At 70.3% G+C, this 23,565-nt stretch carries 16 protein-coding genes; 3 read left to right on the top strand and 13 right to left on the bottom strand.

What is annotated here, in order from left to right; genetic code table 11:
• The first annotated feature begins 83 nt into the window (after nt 1–83).
• The 3 genes from EAT51_RS12605 to EAT51_RS20655 all read left to right on the top strand — a co-directional run bounded on the left by EAT51_RS12605 (nt 84) and on the right by EAT51_RS20655 (nt 2,899).
• On the top strand, nt 84–809 hold the full coding sequence (locus EAT51_RS12605; protein ID WP_228257926.1) for a phosphatase PAP2 family protein: 726 nt from the start codon (nt 84–86) through the stop codon (nt 807–809).
• A gap of 2 nt (nt 810–811) precedes the next feature.
• Nucleotides 812–2,491, top strand: a complete 1,680-nt coding sequence (locus tag EAT51_RS12600) for a phosphoethanolamine transferase (protein WP_130561750.1) — start codon at nt 812–814, stop codon at nt 2,489–2,491.
• Nucleotides 2,492–2,692: 201 nt separating this feature from the next.
• Nucleotides 2,693–2,899, top strand: coding sequence for a hypothetical protein (locus tag EAT51_RS20655; protein ID WP_130520727.1), 207 nt, complete (start codon nt 2,693–2,695; stop codon nt 2,897–2,899).
• A 481-nt stretch (nt 2,900–3,380) separates the two neighbouring features.
• Here the strand turns inward: EAT51_RS20655 and zapE are convergent, their stop codons facing one another.
• From zapE to EAT51_RS12535, 13 genes are all read right to left on the bottom strand, one after another.
• Entirely contained in the window at nt 3,381–4,469 is a 1,089-nt protein-coding gene (gene zapE / locus EAT51_RS12590) for a cell division protein ZapE (RefSeq protein WP_323052889.1), read from the bottom strand.
• 11 nt (nt 4,470–4,480) lie between these two features.
• Complete coding sequence (locus tag EAT51_RS12585; protein WP_130561706.1) at nt 4,481–5,152, bottom strand: alpha/beta hydrolase; 672 nt, start codon at nt 5,150–5,152, stop codon at nt 4,481–4,483.
• 51 nt (nt 5,153–5,203) lie between these two features.
• Nucleotides 5,204–8,893 (bottom strand): ABC transporter permease, encoded by a 3,690-nt coding sequence (locus EAT51_RS12580; protein ID WP_130561705.1) that lies wholly within the window; start codon nt 8,891–8,893, stop codon nt 5,204–5,206.
• Nucleotides 8,894–8,908: 15 nt separating this feature from the next.
• Entirely contained in the window at nt 8,909–9,787 is an 879-nt protein-coding gene (locus tag EAT51_RS12575) for an ABC transporter ATP-binding protein (RefSeq protein WP_130520721.1), read from the bottom strand.
• Between the two features lie 187 nt (nt 9,788–9,974).
• A complete protein-coding gene (locus tag EAT51_RS12570) occupies nt 9,975–10,904 on the bottom strand; it encodes a nuclear transport factor 2 family protein (protein ID WP_130520719.1) in 930 nt (309 codons plus the stop codon).
• A gap of 118 nt (nt 10,905–11,022) precedes the next feature.
• A complete protein-coding gene (locus EAT51_RS12565) occupies nt 11,023–11,709 on the bottom strand; it encodes a hypothetical protein (RefSeq protein ID WP_130520717.1) in 687 nt (228 codons plus the stop codon).
• 107 nt (nt 11,710–11,816) lie between these two features.
• Nucleotides 11,817–11,951, bottom strand: coding sequence for a hypothetical protein (locus EAT51_RS20805; protein ID WP_265937031.1), 135 nt, complete (start codon nt 11,949–11,951; stop codon nt 11,817–11,819).
• 69 nt (nt 11,952–12,020) lie between these two features.
• The gene (locus EAT51_RS12560) at nt 12,021–12,491 is read right to left on the bottom strand and encodes a nuclear transport factor 2 family protein (protein ID WP_130520715.1); all 471 of its coding nucleotides are present in this window, start codon (nt 12,489–12,491) and stop codon (nt 12,021–12,023) included.
• Between the two features lie 144 nt (nt 12,492–12,635).
• On the bottom strand, nt 12,636–14,198 hold the full coding sequence (locus EAT51_RS20305) for a DUF6065 family protein (protein ID WP_165421987.1): 1,563 nt from the start codon (nt 14,196–14,198) through the stop codon (nt 12,636–12,638).
• Nucleotides 14,185–17,466 (bottom strand): autotransporter outer membrane beta-barrel domain-containing protein, encoded by a 3,282-nt coding sequence (locus EAT51_RS12550; RefSeq protein ID WP_130520713.1) that lies wholly within the window; start codon nt 17,464–17,466, stop codon nt 14,185–14,187. The genes EAT51_RS20305 and EAT51_RS12550 overlap by 14 nt, the downstream gene beginning before the upstream one ends.
• A gap of 756 nt (nt 17,467–18,222) precedes the next feature.
• Nucleotides 18,223–18,750 carry an ECF-type sigma factor gene (locus tag EAT51_RS12545; RefSeq protein ID WP_130520711.1) on the bottom strand — a complete coding sequence of 176 codons (528 nt, stop codon included), beginning with the start codon at nt 18,748–18,750 and terminating at the stop codon, nt 18,223–18,225.
• Between the two features lie 41 nt (nt 18,751–18,791).
• Entirely contained in the window at nt 18,792–21,734 is a 2,943-nt protein-coding gene (locus EAT51_RS12540) for a serine/threonine-protein kinase (protein WP_165421986.1), read from the bottom strand.
• A gap of 154 nt (nt 21,735–21,888) precedes the next feature.
• Complete coding sequence (locus tag EAT51_RS12535; protein ID WP_130520707.1) at nt 21,889–23,550, bottom strand: MFS transporter; 1,662 nt, start codon at nt 23,548–23,550, stop codon at nt 21,889–21,891.
• Nucleotides 23,551–23,565: the final 15 nt, after the last annotated feature.

Raw genomic sequence — 23,565 nt, 5'->3', positions numbered from 1 at the left:
TGACGGGAGCGCCAGGTTCCGACATGTCTCCGACATCGCCCGGCACAGCATCGCCACCGCTTCCCTCGTCTCGCGCGCTCTCCATGCAGATGCCTGCCGTTTTCCGCCCGCGCGCGTCGTTGGCCGCCCGCTTCCATCCCGATCTGCTGCTGTGGGGCCCGCTGTGTGCGGCGGCCGTGGCCATCGCCCTGCTGCAGGGCGCCGGCGGCGATCTGTGGCTGGCTGACCATGTTTATGCGTGGGAAGGCGGGCACTGGGCCCTGCAGCACGCCTGGGCGACCGAGACCCTGGTCCACCAGTGGGGCAAGCGCGCCGACGTGGTGATCTGGCTGACGCTGGCGGCGATGCGCATCGTGCTGGCGCGCGAGCCCTCGACCCGCGCCTGGTGGCGGCCGCTGGACTACCTGCTGATCGCCTCGGTGGCCGGCCCGCTGCTGGTGTCGTGGATGAAGTCCTGGACCGACGTGGACTGCCCCTGGGACCTTGCCCGCTACGGCGGCAAGCATGTCTATGTGGAGCTGTTCCAGTCGCGCCCGGCCGGCTATGGCCCGGGCCAGTGCTTCCCGGCCGGCCACGCCAGCGCCGCCTACGGCTGGGTGGCGCTGTTCTTCGGCCTGGGCGCGGTGCAGCCGCGCTGGGGCCGGATCGGGCTGATCGCCGCGCTCTGCGCGGGCCTGCTGTTCGGGCTGAGCCAGCAGCTGCGCGGGGCGCACTTCGCCTCGCACGACATCGCCGCCGTGGCGGTGTGCTGGACGGCGTCGTGGCTGCTGGCGCGGCTGATGCTGCCGCGCGCGGACGCGCCGGCGTGAGCATGGAGGTGCCGCTGGACGCGCGGCGCGGCCGCCTGCGCCTGCCGGCCTGGCTGAGCCAGCGCCCGGTGCTGTCCAGCGATGCGCTGGTGGTGCTGGCCAGCCTGTACTTCGCCTGCTTCAGCAACGCCCGCTTCTGGTCGGCGGCGATCACCTCGCCCACCCAGCAGTGGCCGATGGCGCTGGCGCTGCTGGTGCTGCTGGTCGGCCTGCACGTGCTGCTGCTGGGCCTGCTGCTGACCCGCCGCACCGCGCAGCCGCTGCTGACGGTGATCGTGCTGGTCACCGCGGCCGCCTCGCACTTCATGGTGAAGTTCGGCCTGTACCTGGACGCGGACATGATCCGCAACGTGCTGGCCACCGACCGGCGCGAGTCGTCCGAGCTGCTCACCCCGTCCCTGCTGCCGCCGCTGCTGCTGGCCCTGATCCCGGTGCTGCTGCTGTGGCGGGTGCGCGTGCGCCAGCGCCCGCTCAAGGTCGCCGTGCTGCGCCGCGGCGCGCTGCTGGGCGGCGCGGCGCTGGCCTGCGTGCTGGCGGCCGTGGCCGCCTACCAGCCGCTGTCGGCGCTGATGCGCAACCAGCACGACCTGCGCTACCTGGCCGCGCCGGGCAACTGGATGATCTCGCTGGCGCGCGTGACCCTGGCCGGTCCGCCCGGCGACAAGAAACCCAAGCAGCCCATCGGCCTGGACGCGGTGCAGCTGCCGCTGCGCCCGGCCGGCGCCAAGCCGCGCCTGCTGGTATTGGTGGTCGGCGAGACCGCCCGCGCGCAGAACTGGGGGCTCAACGGCTATGCGCGCGACACCACGCCGCAGCTGCGCCAGGCCGGGGTGATCAACTTCCCCAACACCAGCTCCTGCGGCACCGCCACCGAGGTCTCGGTGCCGTGCATGTTCTCGCCCTGGGGCCGGGCCAACTACGACGAGGCCAAGATCCGCGGCCACCAGTCGCTGCTGCACGTGCTGGACCACGCCGGCGTCGGCGTGGTGTGGCGCGACAACCAGGCCGGCTGCAAGGGCGTGTGCGAGGGCCTGCCGTTCCAGTCGGTGACCGAGTCGACCGATCCGGAATTCTGCAACGGCACGCGCTGCTTCGACGGCATCCTGCTCAAGGACCTGGACGGCGCGCTGAAGCTGGCCAAGACCAAGGGCGGCGACCGCGTGCTGGTGCTGCACATGCTGGGCAACCACGGGCCGAGCTACTACGACCGTTATCCGCCCGCCTTCGCCCGCTATGCCCCGGCCTGCCAGCAGGCCGACCTGGGCCGCTGCACGCGCGAGCAGATCGTCAACGCCTACGACAACGCGCTGACCTACACCGACCACGTCCTGGCCAGCGCCATCGCCCAGCTGGCCGCGCGCACCGATGTGGACAGCGCGCTGCTGTACGTCTCCGACCACGGCGAGTCGCTGGGCGAGAAGGGCCTGTTCCTGCACGGCGTGCCCTACGCGATCGCCCCGCGGGAGCAGACCCATGTGCCGATGGTGATGTGGTTCGGCGACGGCTTCGCCCGCGACGAGGGGCTGGACGTGCAGTGCCTGCGCCAGCACGCCGATGCGCCGGCCAGCCACGACAATCTGTTCTCGTCGGTGCTGGGGCTGATGGACGTCAAGACGTCGGTGTACGACCGGTCGCGGGACCTGTTTGCGCCATGCAGAAGCAAGTCTGTGGCGAGCAAGTAGCGCACCGCTCAAGCGGTTGCTGTTGCTGTTGCTTCGGCTGTTGCGGTTGCGGTTGCTTCGGCTGTCGCTGTTGCCGTTGCCTCCCTGTCTGAGCCGTAAAGCACGCCGAGCACCGCAGCAAAGCAGGGCCGAAGAGGCGCCCTGTTTGAGCGAAGCGAGTTTGGGCGCCGTGCCCTGCTTTGCGAGGAGCGCAGGGGACCGATGCGCAGCATCGGCGTGCGTCCCGGCGAGAAGCGGTTTTGCTTCCTTTTGACAAGACAAAAGGAAGTCGCGCCGCAGGCGCGAAAGCTTTGCACTTGGCGCGCCGCAGGCGCGTTGCTTTCGTCCTACAAGTTCCAGCGCCAGCTACTGACAAGTCTTGCTTTAAATTTGCAAGTAAAACTTGAGCGCCATGCAGGCGCTTCTTAAAGCAAAGCAAAAGCAAAGCTTTCGCACGGCTTCGCCGCGCGAGCTACTTTTGTCTTGTCAAAAGTAGCCAAAACCGCTTCTCGCCGGGACGCGAGCCGCCGCTGCGCGGCGGTCCCCTGCGCTTCTCGGAAGTCAGGGCACGTCGCCCAAACTCGCTTCGCTCAAACAGGGCGACTCTTCGGCCCTGACTTCCTGCGATGCTCGGCTCGCTTTACGGCTCAGACAGGTGGAGCAAAAGCAAAAGCCGAAGCAACAGCAACAGCAACAGCAACAGCAACAGCAGAGTAAAAGCGGGCGAACTCATCGCTAAGAGCGAGAGCTCAGTGTCTTTGGCGCTGCGCTTGCACGTCCATGGGTTCCCGCGTTCGCGGGAACGACGGTAGGGGGTGTGCTGCCAGCTTGAGCGGCAACAGCCCGCCGGCAGCTGATCTGCTCGACAACAGCACAGCAGCAGCCCAGCCGCACGGCACCCAACCAACCCCTACCCGCGATGCGCGGTCCCCAGATACTCCGCACTGCGCATCTCGATCAGCCGCGACGCCGTGCGCTCGAACGCCCCCGCCAACCGCGTACCCGCATACAGCGCCACCGGCGCGGCCGCCGCCGTGCAGACCAGCTTGACGTGGCGGTCGTAGACCTCGTCGATCAGGTTGACGAAGCGGCGCGCGGCGTCCTCGTTCATGCGGTCGAAGGTGGGAATGCCGCCCACCAGCAGGGTCTGGAACTCGGTGGCCAGGGCGATGTAGTCGCTGGCCGCGCGCGGGCCTTCGCATAGCTCGGCGAAGTCGAACCAGGCCAGGTCCTGGCTGCGCCCGCGCATGACCAGCGTGCGGCCGTCGATCTGGATCTCATCGCGCTGCGCCGGGGCGCCGGCCAGCGCCTGCCAGCGCCCGGCCAGCCAGGCCTCGCTGTCGGCATCCAGCGGCGCGCGATACACCGGCGAGCGGGTCAGCGCGCGCAGCCGGTAGTCCTGCTGGCCCTCGGCGTAGAGCACCACGCAGTGCCGGACCAGCAGGTCGATCGCCGGCAGGAAGCGCTCGCGCTGCAGGCCGTCCTTGTAGAGATGTTCCGGCGCGGTGTTGGAGGTGGTCACCAGGGTCACGCCCTGGGCGAACAGGCGCTCGAGCAGGCGGCCCAGCAGCATCGCATCGCCGATGTCGGTGACGAAGAACTCGTCCAGCACCAGCACGCGCAGGGAATCCTTCCAGTCCTGGGCGATGCGCGCCAGCGGGTCGGCCTGGCCGGCGTGCTCGCGCAGCTTGTCGTGGATATCGCGCATGAAGCGATGGAAGTGCGTGCGCCGCTTCTGCCGGATCGGCAGGCCTTCGTAGAACAGGTCCACCAGGAAGGTCTTGCCGCGCCCCACGCCGCCCCAGAAGTACAGGCCGCGCACGGCCTGGGGCTTTTTCCAGAACGCCGAGAGCCGGTCCAAGAAGCCGTCCTGCGCCTCGTCGCACAGCTCGGTATGGATGCGGTCCAGTTCGGCCAGGGCCGCGTGCTGGGCCGGATCGTCGCTCCACTGCCCGGCCTGGGCGCCCTGCGCGTACCGCTGCGAGGGCAACAGGTCCACCTGCGGAGCGCTCACGCGCCGGCCGCCGGCAGCCAGCCCTTGACCGCGTGCTGGAGGGCGCCGCGCAGGTCGATCAGCTTGCGGTGGAAGAAGTGGCTGGTGTCGGGCATGCGCACCAGCGTGTGCGGGGCGCGCTCGCCGATCTCGCCCAGCCAGTCGTACACCGCCTGCGGGTCGACGATCTCATCGTCCTCGCCCTGGATCACCAGCCAGTGCGCCGGCGGATGGATCTCCGAGAAATCCCAGCGCCCGGCCGGCGGCGCGATGGAGATCAGCGCCTTGGGCCGCAGCGCGCCGGCGGCCTTCAGCGAGACGTAGGCGCCGAAGCTGAAGCCCACCAGCCACAGCGCCGCGCGCGGGCGCATCACCCGCACCCACTCGACCACCGCGGCCAGGTCGTCCTGCTCGCCCTGGCCGTCGTCGAAGCTGCCTTCCGAGGCGCCGACGCCGCGGAAGTTGAAGCGCACCGTCGGCACGCCCAGCTCGCGCAGGGCGCGCGCGGCCATGGTCACGACCTTGTTGTGCAGGCTGCCGCCCTCGGTGGACAGCGGATGGCAGACCACGGCCACGACCGGCAGCTGGGCCGCGTCGGGCGCGGGGACGTCGACAGCCACCTCCAGCGCGCCGGCCGGGCCGGCCAGCTGCAGGACGGTGTCCTGGGTGGGGAATTCGGGCAGGGACATGCGCCCATGATACCGCCGCGCCGCAGCATGGCCGCGGCACGGCGCTCGCCGCTACTGCAGCGAGACGTCCACCAGGTTGTCCTCGGCGATGCGGTCGACCAGCTTGTTGTACGGGTCGATCCCGGCGCGCGTGGGCAGGCGGTCCACGGTGAAGGTGAAGTCGCGCTGGCCCGCGCCCAGGCGCACGCGCTGCACGGCCAGCGGCTTCTCCTTGCCGGCCGCACCCTCGAACACGCCCACCTCGACCAGGTCGTCCATCGGCGCCGGCGTCTCGTTGCCGTCGCCGTCGGCCTGGGCCTTGCCGGCCTGCACCTGCAGGGTCACCTGGTAGCGGCCGTCGGCCAGCTTGCGCGCCGTGGCCGAGCGGGCGCGGTTGTCGTAGAGCACGATCCGCTCGAAGCTGTCCCCGATGAAGGACTGCAGGTCCGCCGGCGCCTGCGCGCGCAGCGCGGCCACGAACTCGCGCGTGTCCGGGTAGCTGCCGTCGCGCCCGTCGGCCGGGTCGGCGTTGGCGTAGCGACGGCGCAGCAGCAGGTCGCGCAGCGCCGCGTTGACCTTGTCCTCGCCCATGTAGTCGGCCAGGGTGTACATCAGCAGGCCGCCTTTGTTGTACCAGACGTAGGGCTCGTTCTGGACCAGCACCAGCGGCCGCTCGCGACGCAGTTCGCGGGTGCGCCCGCGCAGGTAGCTGTCCAGCTCGGTCCGCAGCACCTTGCGCATGTAGTCCGGGCCGTACTGGTGCTTGAGCGCCATCAGCGCCGAATACTCGGCCAGGGTCTCGGACATCATGTTCGAGCCCTCCACGTTGCCGCCGATCAGCTGATGGCCCCACCACTGATGGCCCAGCTCGTGGGTGGTGATGAAGTAGGCGAAGTCCACGTCGTCGTCCTTGCGCCGGCGCTGGATGAAGCCCAGCGCCTCGGAGAACGGCACGGTGTTGGGGAAGGACTGGGCGAAGCTGCGATAGCGCGGATACTCCAGGATGCGGTACTGGCGGAACTGGAACGGGCTGAAGTGCGCCTCGTTGTAGGCCAGCCCCGCGCGCGAGGACGCCAGCAGGGTGCCGATGTTCCAGGCGTGGCCCGGGTGGTAATAGACCTCCAGGTTGATCGGCCCTTCCTTGCCGGGATAGACCTCCTTGTGCACCGCATAGCGCCCGGAGACGAAGGCGAAGAAGTTCTGCATCGGCTGCTGGCCCATGCTGTACTCGAAGTACTGGCGGCCGTCCTTGCGCCACTGCTTCTGCAGGTAGCCCGGCGCCAGCGCGGTCTGGTCGCCGCTGGTGCCCACCACCGTGTGGAAGCTGATCCAGTCGGCGTTGGGACTGAACAGGTTGACCTTGGACTGCACCGGATCGCCGCGCTTGGCCATCTCCTGCTGCGGGCCCAGGCCCTGCTCGCGGCGGCGGCGCGGATCGTCCAGCTCGTTGCCGGGCTGGTAGCCCAGGACCGGGAAGAACTCCAGGTCGAAGAACGTGCCGTTGTAGGCGAACTTACCGCCGGCATCGCCGCCGGAGAAGTCGGCGACCTTGCCGTCGGTGAAGCCGGGACTGTCGTGGCCGACCTTGAAGTGCAGGGTCATCGTCTGGCCCGGCTGCAGCGGCGCGTCCAGTGCGTAGATCACATACAGCCCGCGCGGCGCGCGGCTGACCAGGTGGGCGGGACGGTCGAAGGACAGCGCGCGCAGCGACTGGTTGATGTCGGTGAAGTGCAGCTGGGTCACCGGCACGCTGCCACGGTTCTGCAAGGTGTAGGTGCCGGTGGCCTCGAAGGCGCGCCGCTCCGGATAGATCTCCACCGTGGTGTCCACGGCCGTGACCTTGGGCTGCGGCAGGTCCTGGTAGCGCTTGAACCGGCGCTCGTAGTCGGCCTGGATGGCGCGCCGGTCCTTGCTGCTGAGGAACTCGTTGAGCACGTGGGTGTTGTAGTAGTACCAGCCGCCGGCCGCGGCGGCCACGCACAGGCAGGCCAGGGTCGCCGGCAGCCAGCTGGACGGGCGCCGCAGCGCCGCGCCGATGCGGCGGCGCAGGCCGGTCTCGGCACCGCGCCGGGCCAGGGCCATGGACAGCACGCCCAGCGCGGCGAAGATCGCCAGCCAGTACAGGATCGACCAGAACAGCGCCGGCACGTAGTGCCCATAGCCGTTCATGTCCGAATAGGTGAAGCCCGGCGTCGCGCCCGGCAGATACAGCGTGTTCTCCAGGCCGAAGTTGTACAGGATCGGCACGATCACCCACAGGCCGATCACGATGGCGTGGCCCAGGAACTTGTTGGGCACCACCGTCTGCACGAACAGCGCCAGCATCGAGAAGCTCACCAGCTGCGGCAGGATCAGTAAGAACAACTCCTTGAAGTACAGCGGCGGCTCGTAGTGGTAGTAGCCCAGCACCGTCTGCATCAGCACGCCACCGAGCATGGACAGCAGCAGCATCACGACCTGCGCGGCGGTGAGGGCGACCAACTTGGAGGCCGCGTCGGGCAGCGGGCGCAGCGGCAGCGCGTCGAAGATGCCGTCGAAGCGCACGTCGCGCTCGCGCCAGACCAGCTCGCCGGCATACAGCGCGGTAACGATGACCAGGAACAGGTAGGCGTTGCCTTCCACCGATTCGAGCATCAGATAGGTCACCGGCCACACGTCGGTGCCGCTCATGCGCCCGGCGTAGTAGCCGTTGTTGATGATGAAGGCGAACAGCACGCCGCACAGCGCCCAGAACGGCACCGCCTTGAGGATGGCGCGCGTGCGCAGCGAGGCCAGCGCGAGGAACTGGCGCCAGCGCGTGGCCAGATCGTGGCGCGGATGCACCTGCGGCAGCCGGGTGGCGATCTGCGTGCGCACCGGCGCGCCCTGCGCCTGTTCCAGCGTGCGCAGCTTGGCCGCGCGGCGCCCCTGCGAACGCGCGCCCAGCGCCTCCACCGACATCGGGAACAGCAGCGCCAGCGCCGCCAGCACCAGCGCGCCGAAGCCGATCCACAGCAGGCGGTTGTAGAGGAACACGCCCGGCGCGTAGCCGCTGGTGGTGTCCATCGGGAACAGCCAGCTGTTGCGTTCCACCACCGACCAGTAGCCGCTGACCACGCGCGCCAGCTGCAGGCCGATGGGGTCCAGGATGCCCGACCAGAAGTGCTCGGTGGAGCGCGTGGCCTGGAAGGCGGTGATGCCGATCAGGTACAGCACGAACAGCGCCACGCCCTGCACGTAGACCACGAACAGGCTGCGGGTCAGCGCCGCCACGGCGAAGAACAGCGCGCCGATGAAGAACACCTGCACCACCACGATGGTGAAGAACGGCTGCAGGTACCAGACCAGATGGTTGGGCCCGATGCGCGCCTGATCGGCCCACGGCGCGTAGGTGCCCAGCCAGGCCCCGACCAGCAGGCCGGAGAAGGCGAACAGGGTGACCAGCATCGAGCCCGACCAGCGCCCGCCCAGATACGACAGCCGCGACACCGGCTTGGTGAACAGCAGCTGGAAGGTGTCGCGCTGGAAGTCGCGCAGGATCGAGGTGCCGAAGATCGCGGCCATCACGATCATGCCGAACATGCACGCGCCGAACATGTTGTAGCCCATCGCCCAGGGCCCGTTGAGCATCACCTTGCCGCTCTGGCTGGACACCGGCCCGAAGTTTTCCGAGGCCACGCACAGGAACGCGAACGCCGCCCACATGAAGAAGTACACGTAGGTGGACGGACTCTTGAAGCGCAGCTTCAGCTCGAAGCGCAGGAACTCGAGGAACTGGTGCATGGCGCGCCCCCCTGCTCAGGCGCGCCCGGCGGCGAGCCGGGTGAAGTACACGTCCTCCAGGCCGGCACCGGCGGGCACGAAGCCCTCGCCCGGCGCCTGCGCGGCCAGCACGCGCACCTCGTGGCGGCCGCCGACCAGATGGGTGCTGATGAGCGTCATGTCGGCCTCGATGGCGCGCAGCTCCGCGTCGCTGTCCACCAGCTTGGACCACACCTGGCCGTCCAGCGCGCCGATGGCCTCGTTGGGCGCGCCCTCCAGCAGCACCTGGCCGCCGGCGATGATGGCCATGCGCGGACACAGCTCGCGCACGTCATCGACGATGTGGGTGGACAGGATGACCGTGACGTCGCGGCCGATGCCGGCCAGCAGGTTGAGGAAGCGATTGCGCTCGGCCGGGTCCAGGCCGGCGGTGGGCTCGTCGACGATCACCAGCCGCGGGTTGGCCAGCAGCGCCTGGGCGATGCCGAAGCGCTGCTTCATGCCGCCCGAATAGGTGGCGATGGCCTTCTTGCGCGCGTTCCACAGGTTGGTCTGGTTGAGCAGCGCCTCGATCATCTCGCGCCGCTCGCCCTTGTTGGTCACGCCCTTGAGCACCGCCAGGTGCTCGAGCATGTCCAGCGCCGAGACCTTGGGATAGACGCCGAATTCCTGCGGCAGATAGCCCAGCACGCGGCGGATGCGGTCCTTCTCGCGGACCACGTCCACGCCGTCCAGGGTGATGCTGCCGGCGTCCGGATCCTGCAGGGTGGCGATGGTGCGCATCAGCGAACTCTTGCCCGCGCCGTTGGGCCCCAGCAGGCCGAACATGTGGTTGCCGATGGTCAGCGACAGGTCCTTCAGGGCCTGCACACCGTTGGGATAGGTCTTGGACAGTCCTTCGATGACGAGCGCCATGCACGGATCCTTTGAGGACGTACGGGAAAAGGGGGGAGGGGGGATACCAGAACCGATACTGACCGCACCGCGGTCCGCCGCGAATGCCCGGACGTCATCATGACGAAAGATCTAGGCGGCCACGGACAGCCGTCCGACGAACGGCCGCCATGCCCGCATGCAGTCGCGGCGGCAGCGGCGCCGGCGCTCACGTCGGCGCCGGGCTCTCCTTGGTGAGCTGCCCGGCGGCGATGCGCCAGCCCTCGGCCGTCTGGACGGCCACCAGCAGCAGGGCGCGCTCGATGCCGGCGATCGGCTGGCCCTGCGCATCGAGGAACTTGACCCGGAAGAAGAGCGTGGCCACGCCCGGTTGGGGGATGCGCACGGTGCTGGGGCCGAGCGGCGCGATCGTGGTCTTGCCGGCCCAGGACCCATGCGCGGCGGCCAGGTCCTGGACGATGGCTGCGCGCCCCTCGTCGCGCACTTCGGCGATCGGCACCCAGACCGCCTGTTCGGTGAAGAGCCGTTCGAAGCCTTGCGCCTGGTGCGCATTCCAGGCGTCGACGAACGCCGCGACCAGCGCCTCCGGCCCGGGCGCCGCGGCCTCGCCGCCCGGGCCCGCGCCGGCGGGCGGTGGCGCGTCGACACCCAGGATCGTCGCCTGGCGCAGCACCAGCACCCAGCGCGCGCCGTCCTGCTTCCAGACATCGGTGAAACGCCGGCGGACCTGTTGGCCGGCGTTTGGCGCATCGCCCTTGGGCACCACGCGCTCCTCACCCATCAGGACCACGGCGTCGTCGAGCCTGCCCGCGTACTCGATGCTGCGCTCATGCCGGCTGTAACTGATCAGCCCGTTGCTGTTGCGGCGCTCGACCGCGTCGCGCACGGACACGCCGTTCTGCGGATTGTTGACCACCAGGCCCTGGCCCAGGCCCGCGGCGAACGCGGCATGGTCGTCGCGGATCAGGGCCGCGTCCATCGCATCGACGGCGGCCAGCGCCGCCGCGATGCGCGGATCGGCAGCCGCGGCGGTGACGCTGTCGTTGGCGGCCTTCCATTTCGCCGAGGCGGGGGCGCAGCAGGCGATCAGCAGCAGCGCCAGGAAGCGGGCGGTGCGCGAGGGAAGCGACAGCGTCATGTGCGTTTTCCTTTGAAGTCGTCAGTGGAGGCAGCGTCGGTCCGGCGTGTCTCTTCGCCTGGATGAGTGCGTGGCGTCGGAGGACGCGCACGCCGGGTTGGCAGCCGACGCATCGAGGTCAGGAAGGCGGCTGGGCCCAGGCCGCGAGCCGCTGTGCGAGCGTGGTCGCGGTGACGGCGTCGGAGAGCGGCCCCATCGCGCACAGCAGCGCACCGCCGATCACGGTCACGACGAAGACGCGCCTGCGGGTGGCCAGGTCGAAGACGCACAGCGCGGCGATCGCGGCCAGCGGCACCAGGCCGATGAGCGCCGGATGCTGGACCATCACCGGGAACGTCAGCGCCGGGTGCTCCACCACGGGGAAGGCCATCCGGAACAGCGCCGGCGGCAACAGCGCAGCATTGGCGATGAGCATCGCGCGCTTGTGCACGATGCGGTCGTTGCGCCTGTAGACCGCGAGTGCGACGAAGGCGCCGAAGAACAGCAGCTCGATGAGGTTGCCGATCAGGAAGGACGCCGGGCTGCCCAGCGCCGGCGGCAGCGCCAGCCCGCGCGCCAGCGTCCCGAACGTGGTGAGGACGCCAAGCACCACCATCGCCCCGGCGATGAGCGCGCCGGCCAGGCCGAGCCTGCGGTGGAGCCGCAGCTCCCCGGTCGCCACCAGCGCGGGCTGCACCACCCCCAGCACCATCCAGGACGAGAACACGAGCCCATGCGCGTGCACGAGCACGCTGGGCTGATGCGAGAGCGTCACGCCGCGCAGGAAATAGCTCGAAGCGAACCCCAGGAAGACGATCGCCAGCATGGCCAGCGACATGACGGTGAAGAACACATCGTCCGCGCGCCTGTGGAGGGCCGGCGCCGGGCGCGACGTCGCGCCCATGCCGGCCGGGCGTGTCGGCGAGGGGCTGCTCATCCTCGCTCCGTCGTGCCTCCGACACCGCTGCGCGCCGGTCCACCGCCCGGGTGGCCCATCGACGCGCCCCGCGCGCCCTTGTCCGCACCGCCCGCACCCGCGATCAGCAGCAACACCAGCAGCAGGGTCATCGTCGATCTCCTGTCAGGACATCCTTGGTCGCTTGGACGTCACGCGCCGCCGGCGCGCGACGCCGGGGCTCAGTAGTGCTTGACCGCCGGGTCGTAGATCGTGGCCTGGCGTGCGATCAGCACCCAGGCGCCGTCGGTGTACTGCCAGACGTTGGTGGCGCGCCGGTGCAGCAGCTGGCCCTTCTCCGGCCCGAAGGTCGGGGTGTAGGTGTCCTCGCCCATCGACACGGCGACGTTGCCGTAGAACTCGGCGCGCTCGAGCTTAAAGGTGTAGCCCTGCTCGTAGTCGAGCATCCCCGCCTTGATCGCGCCGAAGACCTGGTCGCGCGTCAGGACCGAGTTGTCCGGCGAATTGACCAGCAGCTTGGGCGACCAGAGCTTGCTCAGCGCGGCCAGGTCGTGGGCGACGATGGCCCGCCCCACCGCCTCGGCCGCCTGCGGCAGCTGCTGCCTGGCGCGTGCGTCGAGCTCCTGCGCCTGGGCGAACGCGCATGGGGCGAACAACGCCAGCAGAAAGGTCAGCTTCAAGGTCCTGGACATGGGAATTCCTTCATGGATGGATGGAGGGATGCGCGATCTGCGCGAGGGCAGACGGAGCGCGTCGGGGCCCGCGGCCGGCCGTGTGCGGGCCGGTATGCCCCCTGTTACGCCGAACGGCGCGCCGGCCCGCCATCGCCGCGGCGCTCATGGCGGGTTGGGCCAGTGGAAGTCCTCGCGGGCGACCGACACGCTGAAGTCCATCGCCGCGCCCTGGCGCCACCAGCCGAACGGGACGAACAGCGCATCGCCCGGCTGCAGCAGCACCGCATGCAGTTCCAGCCCGCGCAGCTGCGGCTGGCGTTCGGGCAGGTCCTGCGCGGTCAGGTCGCCCAGCGCGCCGGCCTGGGCCAGCGGCTGCAGACGCGCCGCCTCGCCCGGCGGCGCCAGCCACAGGCGGCGCTGGCCGTGCAGCTGCAGCAGCAGGCGGTTGCAGGGTTCGGGCGCGGCCAGGGTGCCGCTGCCGGCCGCCTCCAGCCACAGCCGGCCCGGGTCGTGACCGCGCAGCAGGCGCATCAGGTGGCCCAGACGCGGGGCCAGGTCCGGCAGCGTCTCCAGCGCGCCGGTCAGGCGCGGCTGACGGCCGGGCGTGTCCGCGGGCCGCAGCGCCTGCTGCACGAACCGGCCCAGCGTGCTGGCCTGGCCGTGGACATCGACCAGCGGCGCGTCGCCGTGGGTCGAGACCAGGGCCTGCGGCGCCCAGCGTCCCAGGGCTTCCTCGATCTCCCCGGCCAGCAGTACCGGCCAGTTGGCGGCGTAGTACTCGTCCAGGAACACGCCGGCGGTCAGGCCGCCACGGCGCGGCACGCAGCGGTTGCCCGCCGACAGCGCGCGCAGCCGCTGCAGGCGGGCGAGCACTTCGCTCGCGTCCGGCGATGGCGGCAGGGCCGGGCCCGCCGCGCGCGCATGCGGGCAGGCCGCTTCCGGCGTGTCTGCCAGCAGCGGCGCGGCGCCCTCGAAGCCCGGCAGGCGCAGCCTGCTGCGGTGATCGGCCGCTCCCGGCGCGCCATCGGCATCGGTGCCGCGGAAATAGAACTTCTGCCACTTGGCGCCCGGTGCGGCCTGCGGCGTGGCGGCGACCTGCGCCTGGAAGGCGTCGCGCGCCTGGCTCCACTGCTCGAAGCGGCGCTTGAGCTCGGGCGCCTCGTCGATCGGCGCGATGCGCGGCACCACCGCGTCGAGCAGGTCGCGCGGCAGCGGGAACAGGAAGGCCAGCGGCTCGTTCTCCTCGAAGCGCACCACGTGCCCGGCGCGGGTGAAGCGCCAGTTCATGGTGAAGGTGTACGGCGCCCAGTCGGTCTCGATGATCCCGCCCAGCGCGGCCACGCCGTCCTTGGCCAGGTTGGGCGAGCCGCCCACCCACAGGTTGTGCCCGGGCGAGGTGCGGAACAGCCCGGGCACATGGAAGGTGAAGGTGCCCTGCCCGAACAGCGCCACCGGCGCGTCCTGCGCCGGCGTGCCCGGATCGGCCTGGATGCGCACGTCCTGCGGCAGCGGCCCGCCGTTCCAGTGCGCCTGGAAGCCGCACGGGCTGAGCAGCTCCCAGCCGTGCGCATTGGCGATGCCCAGCGGCAGGCAGCGGTAGGCGAAGCTTTCCGGGCTGGCGTCCATCCAGGCGCGCCGCGGGCTGGCCGCACGCAGCCGCGGCTTCCAGCCCGGATAGACATAGCAGGTCAGCTCCATCGCGGCGCTGGTCTCAGAACGTCGCACGCAGGCTCAGCGTGCCCTGCTGATCGCTCCAGCCGTCGGCCCATTGCCCGCGCCAGGCCAGCGACAGCGTCCACGGCCCGCGATGCCCGGTCAGCGCCGCGCCGGCTTCGCCGACATCGCGCGCGATGCCGTCGCGGTTGCCGTCGAACAGCGTGCCGTCGGCGGCGGTGAGTGCGTAGCGCTGGCCCTGCCCGGCCTGCGCGCGGCGATAGCCCACGTGCAGCTCCGGCGTCCAGCGCATCCCGCTGGCCTGATCGAAGCTGCGCGACAGCCCCAGCGCGGCATACGGCGACACCACGGTCTCGCGCCGGGCCTGTCCGCCGACCTTGAACGCATCGGGCACATCGCCGGTCTCGACGAAGGCCTGGCCGGTCAGGCGCGTGGCCACCACCCCGGCCACCGGCGTCAGCTGCGCCTGGCCGACGTCCAGCGGCAGCGCCAGCTGCAGCGCCGCGGTGGCCGCGTCGGTGCCGCGGCTGGAGAAGGCCAGGCCGATGCCGGTCTGGCGCCAGGCGTGCTCGCGCGCATGGGCATAGCCCAGCATCGCCGACACGCCCAGCGGCCCGATCAGCTGCGAGCCGTACACGGCCACGCGCGTGACATCGCTGCGGCCGCGGCTGCCCAGCTGGTCATGCAGCCAGGCGTTGTCCGTGCCGACCGCCAGGCCCAGCCGCGTGCCTTGGCCGAGCGTCCAGTCGGTGCCCACCTGCGTGGCCGTGGACCGCGCGCCGAAGCCGACCTGATCGCTCGCCCCTTCGACATCCAGATCCTGGTAGCGCAGCTGCACCCAGCCACGCGCCGCCGGGTCGAGGCCGGCATCGCGGTTGAACAAGGTATTGCCGTCGCCCTCGGCCCGCAGGCGCGCCAGCAGGCCCATCGCATCGGCCTGGCTGGACAGCGCCAGCGCGGTGGCCTGGCGACTGAACAGCGCGCCATCGTTGGGCGCGATGCGCACCGGCGCGGTGGGGGTCGGAGTTGGTGTCGGTGTTGGGGTTGGGGTGGGAGTAGGTGTAGGCGTCGGTGTTGGAGTGGGGGTTGGTGTTGGGGTTGGTGTTGGTGTTGGTGTTGGTGTTGGGGTCGGAGTCGGTGTGGGCGTTGGCGTTGGCGTTGGCGTCGGCGTGCCCAGCGTCAGGTAGGCATTGTTGGCGTCGTAACTGACCGAGGTCGGGAAGCCTGTCGGCGGCGTGGTGCCCTGGACATTGGTCACCGTGGCGAACTGACCGCTGAGGCCACCGCCGGCCGTGACGAAGCTGCGGGTCACCGGGCTGTAAGTGCCCGGCGCCCAGGCGAAAGCCACCGTGCCCGCCAGCGTGGCGGTGCCGGCGAAACCCGGGTTGCCGGCGACGTTGAGCTGATCGATGGCATTGGGCGTGACCCCGACCACCAGCGTACCGCTGGCGGTCTGCACGTAATCGCCGGCGCCGTAGGTCGGCGCCAGGCTGACCACATTGCCGGGCGTGCCGGACTGGCTCAGGTCGAACACGCCGGCGTTGTTGACCACCAGCCGGCGCGCGCCGAGTTCGCGCTCGATCAGCAGCCCCGCCCCGGCGATGAAGGTGGAGGTCGCGTCGATGTTGAGGCTGGCGTCGCTCTGGTTGTTGATGCCCTGCAGGCTGAGCACGCCGGTCATCGTGCCAACGCTGCCGTTGCGCAGGTTGATGGTGTTCCAGCCGGCCAGCGCGATCCCTGGCGCGGTGGCGTCGTGGAAGCCGAATCGACCACGCCAGGTCACGCCATCCAGCGTGAGCGTGCTCGTGCCACCGCCGCTGGTGCCGGCGTTGAGGAAGGTCAGCCCAGCCATGTCGGCCGTGCTGAGCCCTCGCAGGGTCATGTTGCCCACGCCGATGTCGATGCCGCCGCGTACCGCACCACCGGTCCACAGCACCGTGGTCGGCGCGGCGACGGTGGGACCGAAGAAATCCGGAACGGTGTCGCCGACGACCGACCCACCCTGCAGATTCAGCGTGGCCCCGGCGTGCAGCGCGATGGCGGTGTACACCGAAGTGATGGTGCCGGTGTTGTTGAGCACCATCGCGCGGCCGATGTTCAGGCCGCCGACCAGGGTGCCGGCGTTGTTGAGGGTAAGCAGATTGCCCGCGGCCGATCCGGTCAGACCGGTGCCCTGGTCCCAGACGGCCACCACATTGTTGATGCCACCGCGCGGCGTGGTGCCATCGTTGGCGGCGGCGTCGGCGGCCGCGATGGTAGCGCCCTGGGCCACATCCAGGGTGACCTGATCGCCGCCGGCCAAGGTCAGGCCCGTATAGCCCTGGATCGTGCCATTGACGGTGAGGTGGACGGCGGCGTTCAGGCCGGTGCCATCCACGCCGCTGCCGCTGCCGCCAAGGCCGGTGATGCTCAGCCCGTTACCGCCGGAGGCGTTGTTGTCGACGATGCCGCCGTCGACCCGCACGTTCATGCTGCGGTCGCTGGTCCCAGGCGTGGTGGTGGTCCACTGGTTGATGCGCGCGCCGTTGGCACCGCCCGTGGTCACGTTGCCGGCGATCACCGTGTTCACCGGGCCATTGAAGTTGTCCACGACCAGGCCGCCGCCGGTCGCGTTCTGCAGCAACGCGCCGGCGGCCACCTGGAGATCGCTGCCCGCTGCGCCTCGGTTGGTGACGTAAAGGCCGAATCCGGGAAAGATGGCGGTGCTGCTGCTGACCACCTGGCCCAGAACCAGTACCGAAGTCTTGCCGGCGCCGCCGTTGGTGGTGGCCTGAATGCCGTAGGTGCCGCCATAGGTGATGTTGCCCACCTGCAGCGACAGGTCGCCATCGCCCGCCGTGGCCCGCAGGCCGTTGCCGCTGCTGTCGATACTGCCGGTGGCCTGCACCGTCACCGCGCCACCGGTGTTACCGATATAAAGACCGTCGCCATTGCGCGCGGTGATCGTGCCGTTGCTGACCAGCGAAAGCGGCGCGCTGGTGCCGCTCACGTTCCAGAGGATGCCATTGCCGCCCGCGATGCCAGACTGCTGGGCGTCGGTGAAGCTGCCCGCGCCGGTCAGGGTCAGCGCGGTGGCGGTGTTGCCGACATCCACGCCGAAGCCGGCGGCCGTGCTGGCGGTGGTGACGGTGGGGCTGAAGACGATGGTCTGCCCGCTGGTGTTGGCGCTGGCGGGGCCGTCGCAGATCCAGGTCTGCGGCGTCAGGTCGGTGCGCAGGACGCAGGCGGCCTGGGCGGCCTGTTGGCTGGCCAGCACGGCCAGGATGGAAACGCTCAGTGCGGCATAGCGCGGCACGGCCTTGCGCCGGATCGAATTCATGTCTGCTCCATGGCGGGACGAGGAAGCCGCCGCCCCGGTACCGGGACGGCGGCGCGGGCCCGCCTCGCACGGACTCGCAGTCCTCTGTTACGCCGCATAGGGGCGGGGACCGCCACGCGTGGAGCGTTTTTTGTTCTTCTTGTGTTCGATGGGTCGCGGCGTGGGGGTGCTCCGGCTTCCGAAGGGCGGCGGTTCGGCGGACGGGCAAGGAGGGTTCGGGGTGGCGCGCCGGTGCGATGCGTCCTTGTCGAATGCCAAAGGGCAGCATCGGACCGACGCCTGTAGAGCGGAGCTCGTTCCGCTGGGGCTTTCCCGATGATCTGGTCGAAAGGCAGCGGAGCAAGCTCCGCTCTACAAGGAGGGCGCGGCGTGTTTCGCGGCGGTACGCCGGTGCGATGCGTCCTTGCCGAATGCGAAAGGGCAGCATCGGACCGACGCTTGTAGAGCGGAGCTTGCTCCGCTGGGGCGTTCCCGATGATCTGGTCGAAAGGCAGCGGAGCAAGCTCCGCTCTACAAAGAGGGCGCGACGTGGTCCGGGGCGGTACGCGGGTGCGATGTGTCCTTGCCGAATGCCAAAGGGCAGCATCGGGCCGACGCCTGTAGAGCGGAGCTCGCTCCGCTGGGGGCTTTCCCGATGATCTGGTCGAAAGGCAGCGGAGCAAGCTCCGCTCTACAAGGAGGGCGCGACGTGGTCGACTGCGGCGAAGAACCAAGGCTTTGACGGAGCGCTGGACGGGCCCCGTCCGGGCGCCTGGCTCAGGTGCCCAGGGCTTCGTACAGCAAGGCCTTGGCGATGGCCCAGTCGCGCTGCACGGTGCGCTCGGAAACGCCCAGGGCCAGGGCGGTCTCGGCGTCGGAATAGCCGGCGAAGTAGCGGCATTCGACGATGCGCGCCAGGCGCGGCTGCTGGCGCTCCAGTTCGGCCAGGGCCTCGTCGAGGGCGACGATGCGCTCGTCGCTCTCGGCCAGCACCTCGACGGTGTCGATGTCCAGCAGCGCGCGGCCCGGGTCGCGCTTGTGGCGCAGGCGCGCGCGGGCGTGGCTCACCAGCACCTGGCGCATGGCCAGGGCGGCGGTGTTGAGGAAATGGGCCTGGCCTTCGAAGGCGCCGTGGCGGCTCAGCTTGAGGTAGGCCTCGTGCACCAGCGCGGTGGTCTCCAGCGTGGCCGCGCGCGGAAAGGCCCGGCCGCGCTCGCGACGGGCCAGGCGCTTGAGGTCGGCATAGAGGACCTGCACCAACAGATCGAACGCAGGGTCCTGACGGCTGGACTGTGAGGAGGTCATAAGAGGAATCGTGCGATCAACGGACGCATGCGCGGCCTGCCTCAGGCTCGCGCCAGCGGGCGCTTGGCCAGCCGGGCGCGCAGCGACGTCAGGGGCCGCAGGTAGCCCGCGGCCAGCGAACTATGTTGCGCCTGGATCGCCTCGGCCTTGGCCAGCAGCGTGGCGGCCTCGCCAGGCCTGCCCAAGGCCAGGTCGCATTCGGCCAACGCCAGCTGCGCCTGCGCGATGCGCCGACTCTGCGGCAGGTACAGCGCGCTGCGCAGGGTCAGCGCCTGTTGCAACAGCACGCGCGCCTGCGCCGCCTGACCGGTGCGCAGTCGGGCCTGCCCTGCGATCAAGGCGGCGTCCGCGCGCGCCACGTTGAGCACCGGGGCCAGGTCGGACGATTGCGACCGCGTCAGGACCGCATCGGCCAACCGTGCGGCCTGCTCCGGTTGCCCGTCGGCCAGATCGATGGCGGCGCGCAGCAGATCGCGCCGCGTCTGGATGAGGCCCACGGTCCGCGTGTCGCCCTGGATCGGTGCCAGCGCCGCCAGCAGGGCCCGGGCCTGCGCCGGCTGCGCCCGGTCCAGTGCCAGGCGGATGCGCCAGGTCGTCAGGAACTCGTCCAGTCGGGGATTCTTCATCCGCTGGCCGAACCCTGCCAGCTCCTGTAGCGCCGCCTCGGCGCGGGCGGTGTGGCCCAGCTCGACCAGGGCCTGGGCCTGCTTGCCCACCGCCGTGGCCAGATGCGCCCCGCTGGTGTCGTACTTGCGGTAGATCCGCACCGCCGCATCGGCATCGGACAGGCCCGCATCTAGTTCGCCTGACTGAACCTCGGCATCGCCGATGGTGCTCCTCGCGTAGGCCATCGCGGGTCCCTCGGCGTCAGGGCCGAACCGCTCAAGCGCCTGCTTCAGGGTCGCGGCCGACGCCGCGGCCTGGAGCAGACGCTCGGCGCGGAGCTGGATCTCGATGCCCAGGGTCTGCGCCCTGACCCGGTCGGCATCGGCCGACTGTTCGCCATTACCCGCCTCCGCCAGGGCCCTGCGCGCGTCGGCCTCGGCCTCGTCGAACCGCATGGCCGCGCTCTCAGCCTGGGCCAGCTGGAAGTAATAGATCGACAGCCGCGAGCCCCGCGCGCCCTGGGTCTTGACCGAAAGCTCGGCCGCGCGCCGTAGCGGTTCCACCGCGCCGGGAGCATCGCCGGTATACAAGCGGCCCATCCCCAGCAGGCGCTGGGCGTCGGCCAGTTCCGCCGAATCCGGGTAACGCTCGAGGATCTCCACCGCCTGGCCCGCCTCGGCCAGCGCCCTGGGCGGATCGCTGGAATTGTGCAGGGCGGCGGCGGTGGCCAGTAGCCGACCGCGCAGGAACGAGCCGGTCTCGCGCCGGGCATCGAGCACCTTCAGCCCGTGCTCCAGCATCCGGTCGAACTCGGCACGGGCCGAGATCGCGTTGTTGACCCGCGCCAGCGTGATCTGGTCGTTGATCAGTTCGGGCGAGTCCTCCCCGTAGCGCTGCCGGCTGAGCGTCACCACCTGGCGTCGCAGGCGATCGGACTCGTCGGTCAGGCCCAGATCGTAGTAGAGGTCGCCGAACAGACGCAGCAGCGCCAGCTTGTTCTCCGGCGCCTGGGTCAGCCCGGCCTCGATCCGCGCCGCGCCGATATCCAGCAGTTCGCGGGCGGTGGTCTGGCGGGCCTTCACCGGATCGGGCTGGTTGCTGGAATTGCTGCGGAACATGTCGACCATGAACGCCTGCACCGCCGCGGCGCGCTGCGCCTCACGCTCCGCGCGGCGCTCCTGCCAGATGACTGTCACCAGGCCGGTGCCCAGCGCCAGGAAGGCCACGCCCACCAGCGCCAGCCCGCGCCAGTGCCGGCGCACGTAGCGGCGCGCCTGGTAGCTGCGCGCGCCGGCGCGCGCCAGCACCGGGCGGTGTTCCAGATGGCGGCGGATGTCCTCGGCCAGGGCGCGCGCGTCGGGATAGCGCTGCTCGGCCGCGGGCCGCATCGCGCGGGCGACGATGGCATCCAGGTCGCCGCGCAGCGCGCGTACCGGGACCGGGCCGTCGGCGGCCACCGCGCGGCTGGGCGGCGGCGGTTCGGCCGCGGCCAGACGCCGCACCGCAGTGGCCAGCGCGCCGCCCTGCATGTCCCAGGGCAGGCGGCCGGCCAGCAGTTCGTACAGGGTCACGCCCAGGGCGTAGACGTCGGTAGCGGTGCCGATCAGGCCGCCTTCCAGCTGCTCGGGCGCGGCATAGGACGGGGACAGCTGTAGCGAGCGTGTGGTGTTCGCTGCTCCGCCCGGCCCCTCCTCGAGCAGCCGGGCCAGGCCGAAATCCAGCAGCCGCGCCTGGCCGTCGTCGGTGACCAGGATGTTGGCCGGCTTGATGTCACGGTGGACGACCAGCCGGGTGTGGGCGTAGGCCACCGCGTCGCAGACCTGCAGGAACAGGCCCAGGCGCTCGGCCACACCGCTGCAGTGCGCCTGGCACCAGCTGACCAGGTCCTGGCCCTGCACGTACTCCATCGCCATCCAGGCCAGGCCCTCGTCGGTCACCCCGCCGTCATAGAGCCGGGCAATCCCCGGGTGCACCAGCGAGGCCAGGATGTCGCGCTCGGCCGACAGCCGGCCCTGCAGCGGGTCGGGCACCTGGGCGATGAGCTTGATCGCCACCTGCTGGCGGAAGCCGCCGGCGATGCGCTCGGCCAACCAGACCTGGGCCATGCCGCCGGCGCCGAGCCAGCGCAACAGCCGGTAAGGCCCAACCACGCGGCCGGGCGTGCGCGGTTCGTCCCCCTGGGGGGCGGCTTCGCCGAACGGGGAGCGGTCCAGGAACCCGCCATCGCCCTCGGCCAGCGTCAGCAGCCGCTGCAGGCGTTCAAGGAGATCGGGCCGTCCCTCGCAGGCACGCGCCAGCGCCTCCTGGCGCTGCGCCGGTGGCAAGGCCAACAGCTGCTCCAGCAGGGCATGCAAGCCGTGCTCGTCGGTCTGCGTCATCGAATGGTTCCAGGCCAGTCCCCCTGCCCCGCGCCGGAGCATAGCGCGGCGCGGGCGGGTCAAGACCTGGAAACAGCGACGCCGGCCCCCCACGGACCGGCGTCGGTGTGAGCCGGCGTGATTCGCCCCGGCCCTTGGCGCCCCTCCCAGGGAATTATTTCGTGATATCCACGTCCTTGGTCTCGCGCAGGAAGATCGCGCCGATCACCAGGGTCATCAGCGCGACGCCGATCGGATACCACAGGCCGTAATACATGTTGCCGGTGGCCGCGACCAGGCCGAAGGAGATGGTCGGCAGGAAGCCGCCGAACCAGCCGTTGCCGATGTGATAAGGCAGCGACATGGAGGTGTAGCGGATGCGGGTCGGGAACAGCTCAACCAGCCAGGCCGCGATCGGCGCATAGACCATGGTCACGAACAGCGCCAGCACGAACAGCACCGCGATCACCATCGGCTTGTTGATGCGCGCCGGGTCGGCCTTCTCCGGATAGCCGGCGCCGGTCAGCGCGCCCTTGAGCTGCTTGCCGAAGGCATCGGCCTTGGCCTTGCCTTCTTCCTTGGACAGCCCGCTGCCTTCGTAGGAATTGATCTGGTTGCTGCCCACGTTGACCGTGGCGATGGTGCCCGGCGGGGCGGCCTTGACGGTGTAGGGCACGCCGGCCTTGGTCAGCGCGGTGGCGACGATGTCGCAGGAGCTGGTGAAGGTCTTCTTGCCGACCGGGTCGAACTGGAAGCTGCAGGTGTCCGGATCGGCGTTGATTACCACCGGCGCACTGGTGCGCGCCTCCTCGATGGCCGGGTTGGCGTAGTGGGTCAGCGCCTTGAACATCGGGATGTACAGCAGCGCGGCCAGCAGGCAGCCGCCCAGCACGATGACCTTGCGGCCGATGCGGTCGGACAGCCAGCCGAAGAACAGGAAGAACGGCGTGGCCAGCGCCAGCGCACCGGCGATCAGCAGCGCGCCGGTGGTGGCATCCACCTTGAGCGCCTGGGTCAGGAAGAACAGCGCGTAGAACTGGCCGCCGTACCACACCACGGCCTGGCCGGCGGTGGCGCCCAGCAGCACCAGCAGCATCAGCTTGAAGTTGCCGCCCTTGAGGCTGTCGCGGAACGGGGTCTTGGAGCCCTTGCCCTCGGCCTTCATCTGCTGGAACAGCGGCGACTCGCTCAGCTGCATGCGGATCCACACCGACACGCCCAGCAGGATGATCGAGACCAGGAACGGGATGCGCCAGCCCCAGGCCTCGAAGGCCTCGTTGCCCAGCGCGCTGCGGCAGGCCAGGATGATCAGCAGCGACAGGAACAGGCCGATGGTCGCGGTGCACTGGATGAAGCTGGTGTAGAAGCCGCGCTTGTTGGCCGGCGCGTGCTCGGCCACGTAGGTCGCCGCACCGCCGTACTCGCCGCCCATCGCCAGGCCCTGGGCCAGGCGCAGGCAGATCAGGATCACCGGCGCGGCCACGCCGATGGTGGCGTACGAGGGCAGCACGCCCACCAGGAAGGTGGACAGGCCCATGATCAGGATGGTCACCAGGAAGGTGTACTTGCGACCGATGCGATCGCCCAGGCTGCCGAAGAAGGCCGCGCCGAAGGGCCGCACGAAGAAGCCGGCGGCGAAGGCCAGCAGCGCGAAGATGAAGGCCGTGGTCTCGTTGACGCCGCTGAAGAACTGCTTGGCGATGATCGCCGCCAGCGAACCGTACAGGAAGAAGTCGTACCACTCGAACACGGTGCCCAGGGACGAAGCGAGGATGACCCGCTTGTGGCCCTGGGTGAGTCCGGCCGGCTGGCCGGCGGTGACGTTGACGCTGGACATGGGAGCTTTCCCTCG

Source organism: Pseudoxanthomonas winnipegensis (assembly GCF_004283755.1).
Classification (GTDB): Bacteria; Pseudomonadota; Gammaproteobacteria; order Xanthomonadales; family Xanthomonadaceae; genus Pseudoxanthomonas_A; species Pseudoxanthomonas_A winnipegensis.
This window is presented reverse-complemented; position numbering and strand designations above follow the sequence as displayed.

Coding starts and splice junctions, on each gene's coding strand:
- EAT51_RS12545 (WP_130520711.1), bottom strand. CDS start 18,750: ATGACCTCCTCACAGTCCAGCCGTCAGGACCCTGCGTTCGATCTGTTG.
- EAT51_RS12585 (WP_130561706.1), bottom strand. CDS start 5,152: ATGTCCCTGCCCGAATTCCCCACCCAGGACACCGTCCTGCAGCTGGCC.
- EAT51_RS12535 (WP_130520707.1), bottom strand. CDS start 23,550: ATGTCCAGCGTCAACGTCACCGCCGGCCAGCCGGCCGGACTCACCCAG.
- EAT51_RS12550 (WP_130520713.1), bottom strand. CDS start 17,466: ATGAATTCGATCCGGCGCAAGGCCGTGCCGCGCTATGCCGCACTGAGC.
- EAT51_RS12565 (WP_130520717.1), bottom strand. CDS start 11,709: ATGCTGGCGATCGTCTTCCTGGGGTTCGCTTCGAGCTATTTCCTGCGC.
- EAT51_RS20805 (WP_265937031.1), bottom strand. CDS start 11,951: ATGACCCTGCTGCTGGTGTTGCTGCTGATCGCGGGTGCGGGCGGTGCG.
- EAT51_RS12570 (WP_130520719.1), bottom strand. CDS start 10,904: ATGACGCTGTCGCTTCCCTCGCGCACCGCCCGCTTCCTGGCGCTGCTG.
- EAT51_RS12540 (WP_165421986.1), bottom strand. CDS start 21,734: ATGACGCAGACCGACGAGCACGGCTTGCATGCCCTGCTGGAGCAGCTG.
- EAT51_RS12600 (WP_130561750.1), top strand. CDS start 812: ATGGAGGTGCCGCTGGACGCGCGGCGCGGCCGCCTGCGCCTGCCGGCC.
- EAT51_RS12605 (WP_228257926.1), top strand. CDS start 84: ATGCAGATGCCTGCCGTTTTCCGCCCGCGCGCGTCGTTGGCCGCCCGC.
- EAT51_RS12580 (WP_130561705.1), bottom strand. CDS start 8,893: ATGCACCAGTTCCTCGAGTTCCTGCGCTTCGAGCTGAAGCTGCGCTTC.
- EAT51_RS20655 (WP_130520727.1), top strand. CDS start 2,693: ATGCGCAGCATCGGCGTGCGTCCCGGCGAGAAGCGGTTTTGCTTCCTT.
- EAT51_RS12575 (WP_130520721.1), bottom strand. CDS start 9,787: ATGGCGCTCGTCATCGAAGGACTGTCCAAGACCTATCCCAACGGTGTG.
- EAT51_RS12560 (WP_130520715.1), bottom strand. CDS start 12,491: ATGTCCAGGACCTTGAAGCTGACCTTTCTGCTGGCGTTGTTCGCCCCA.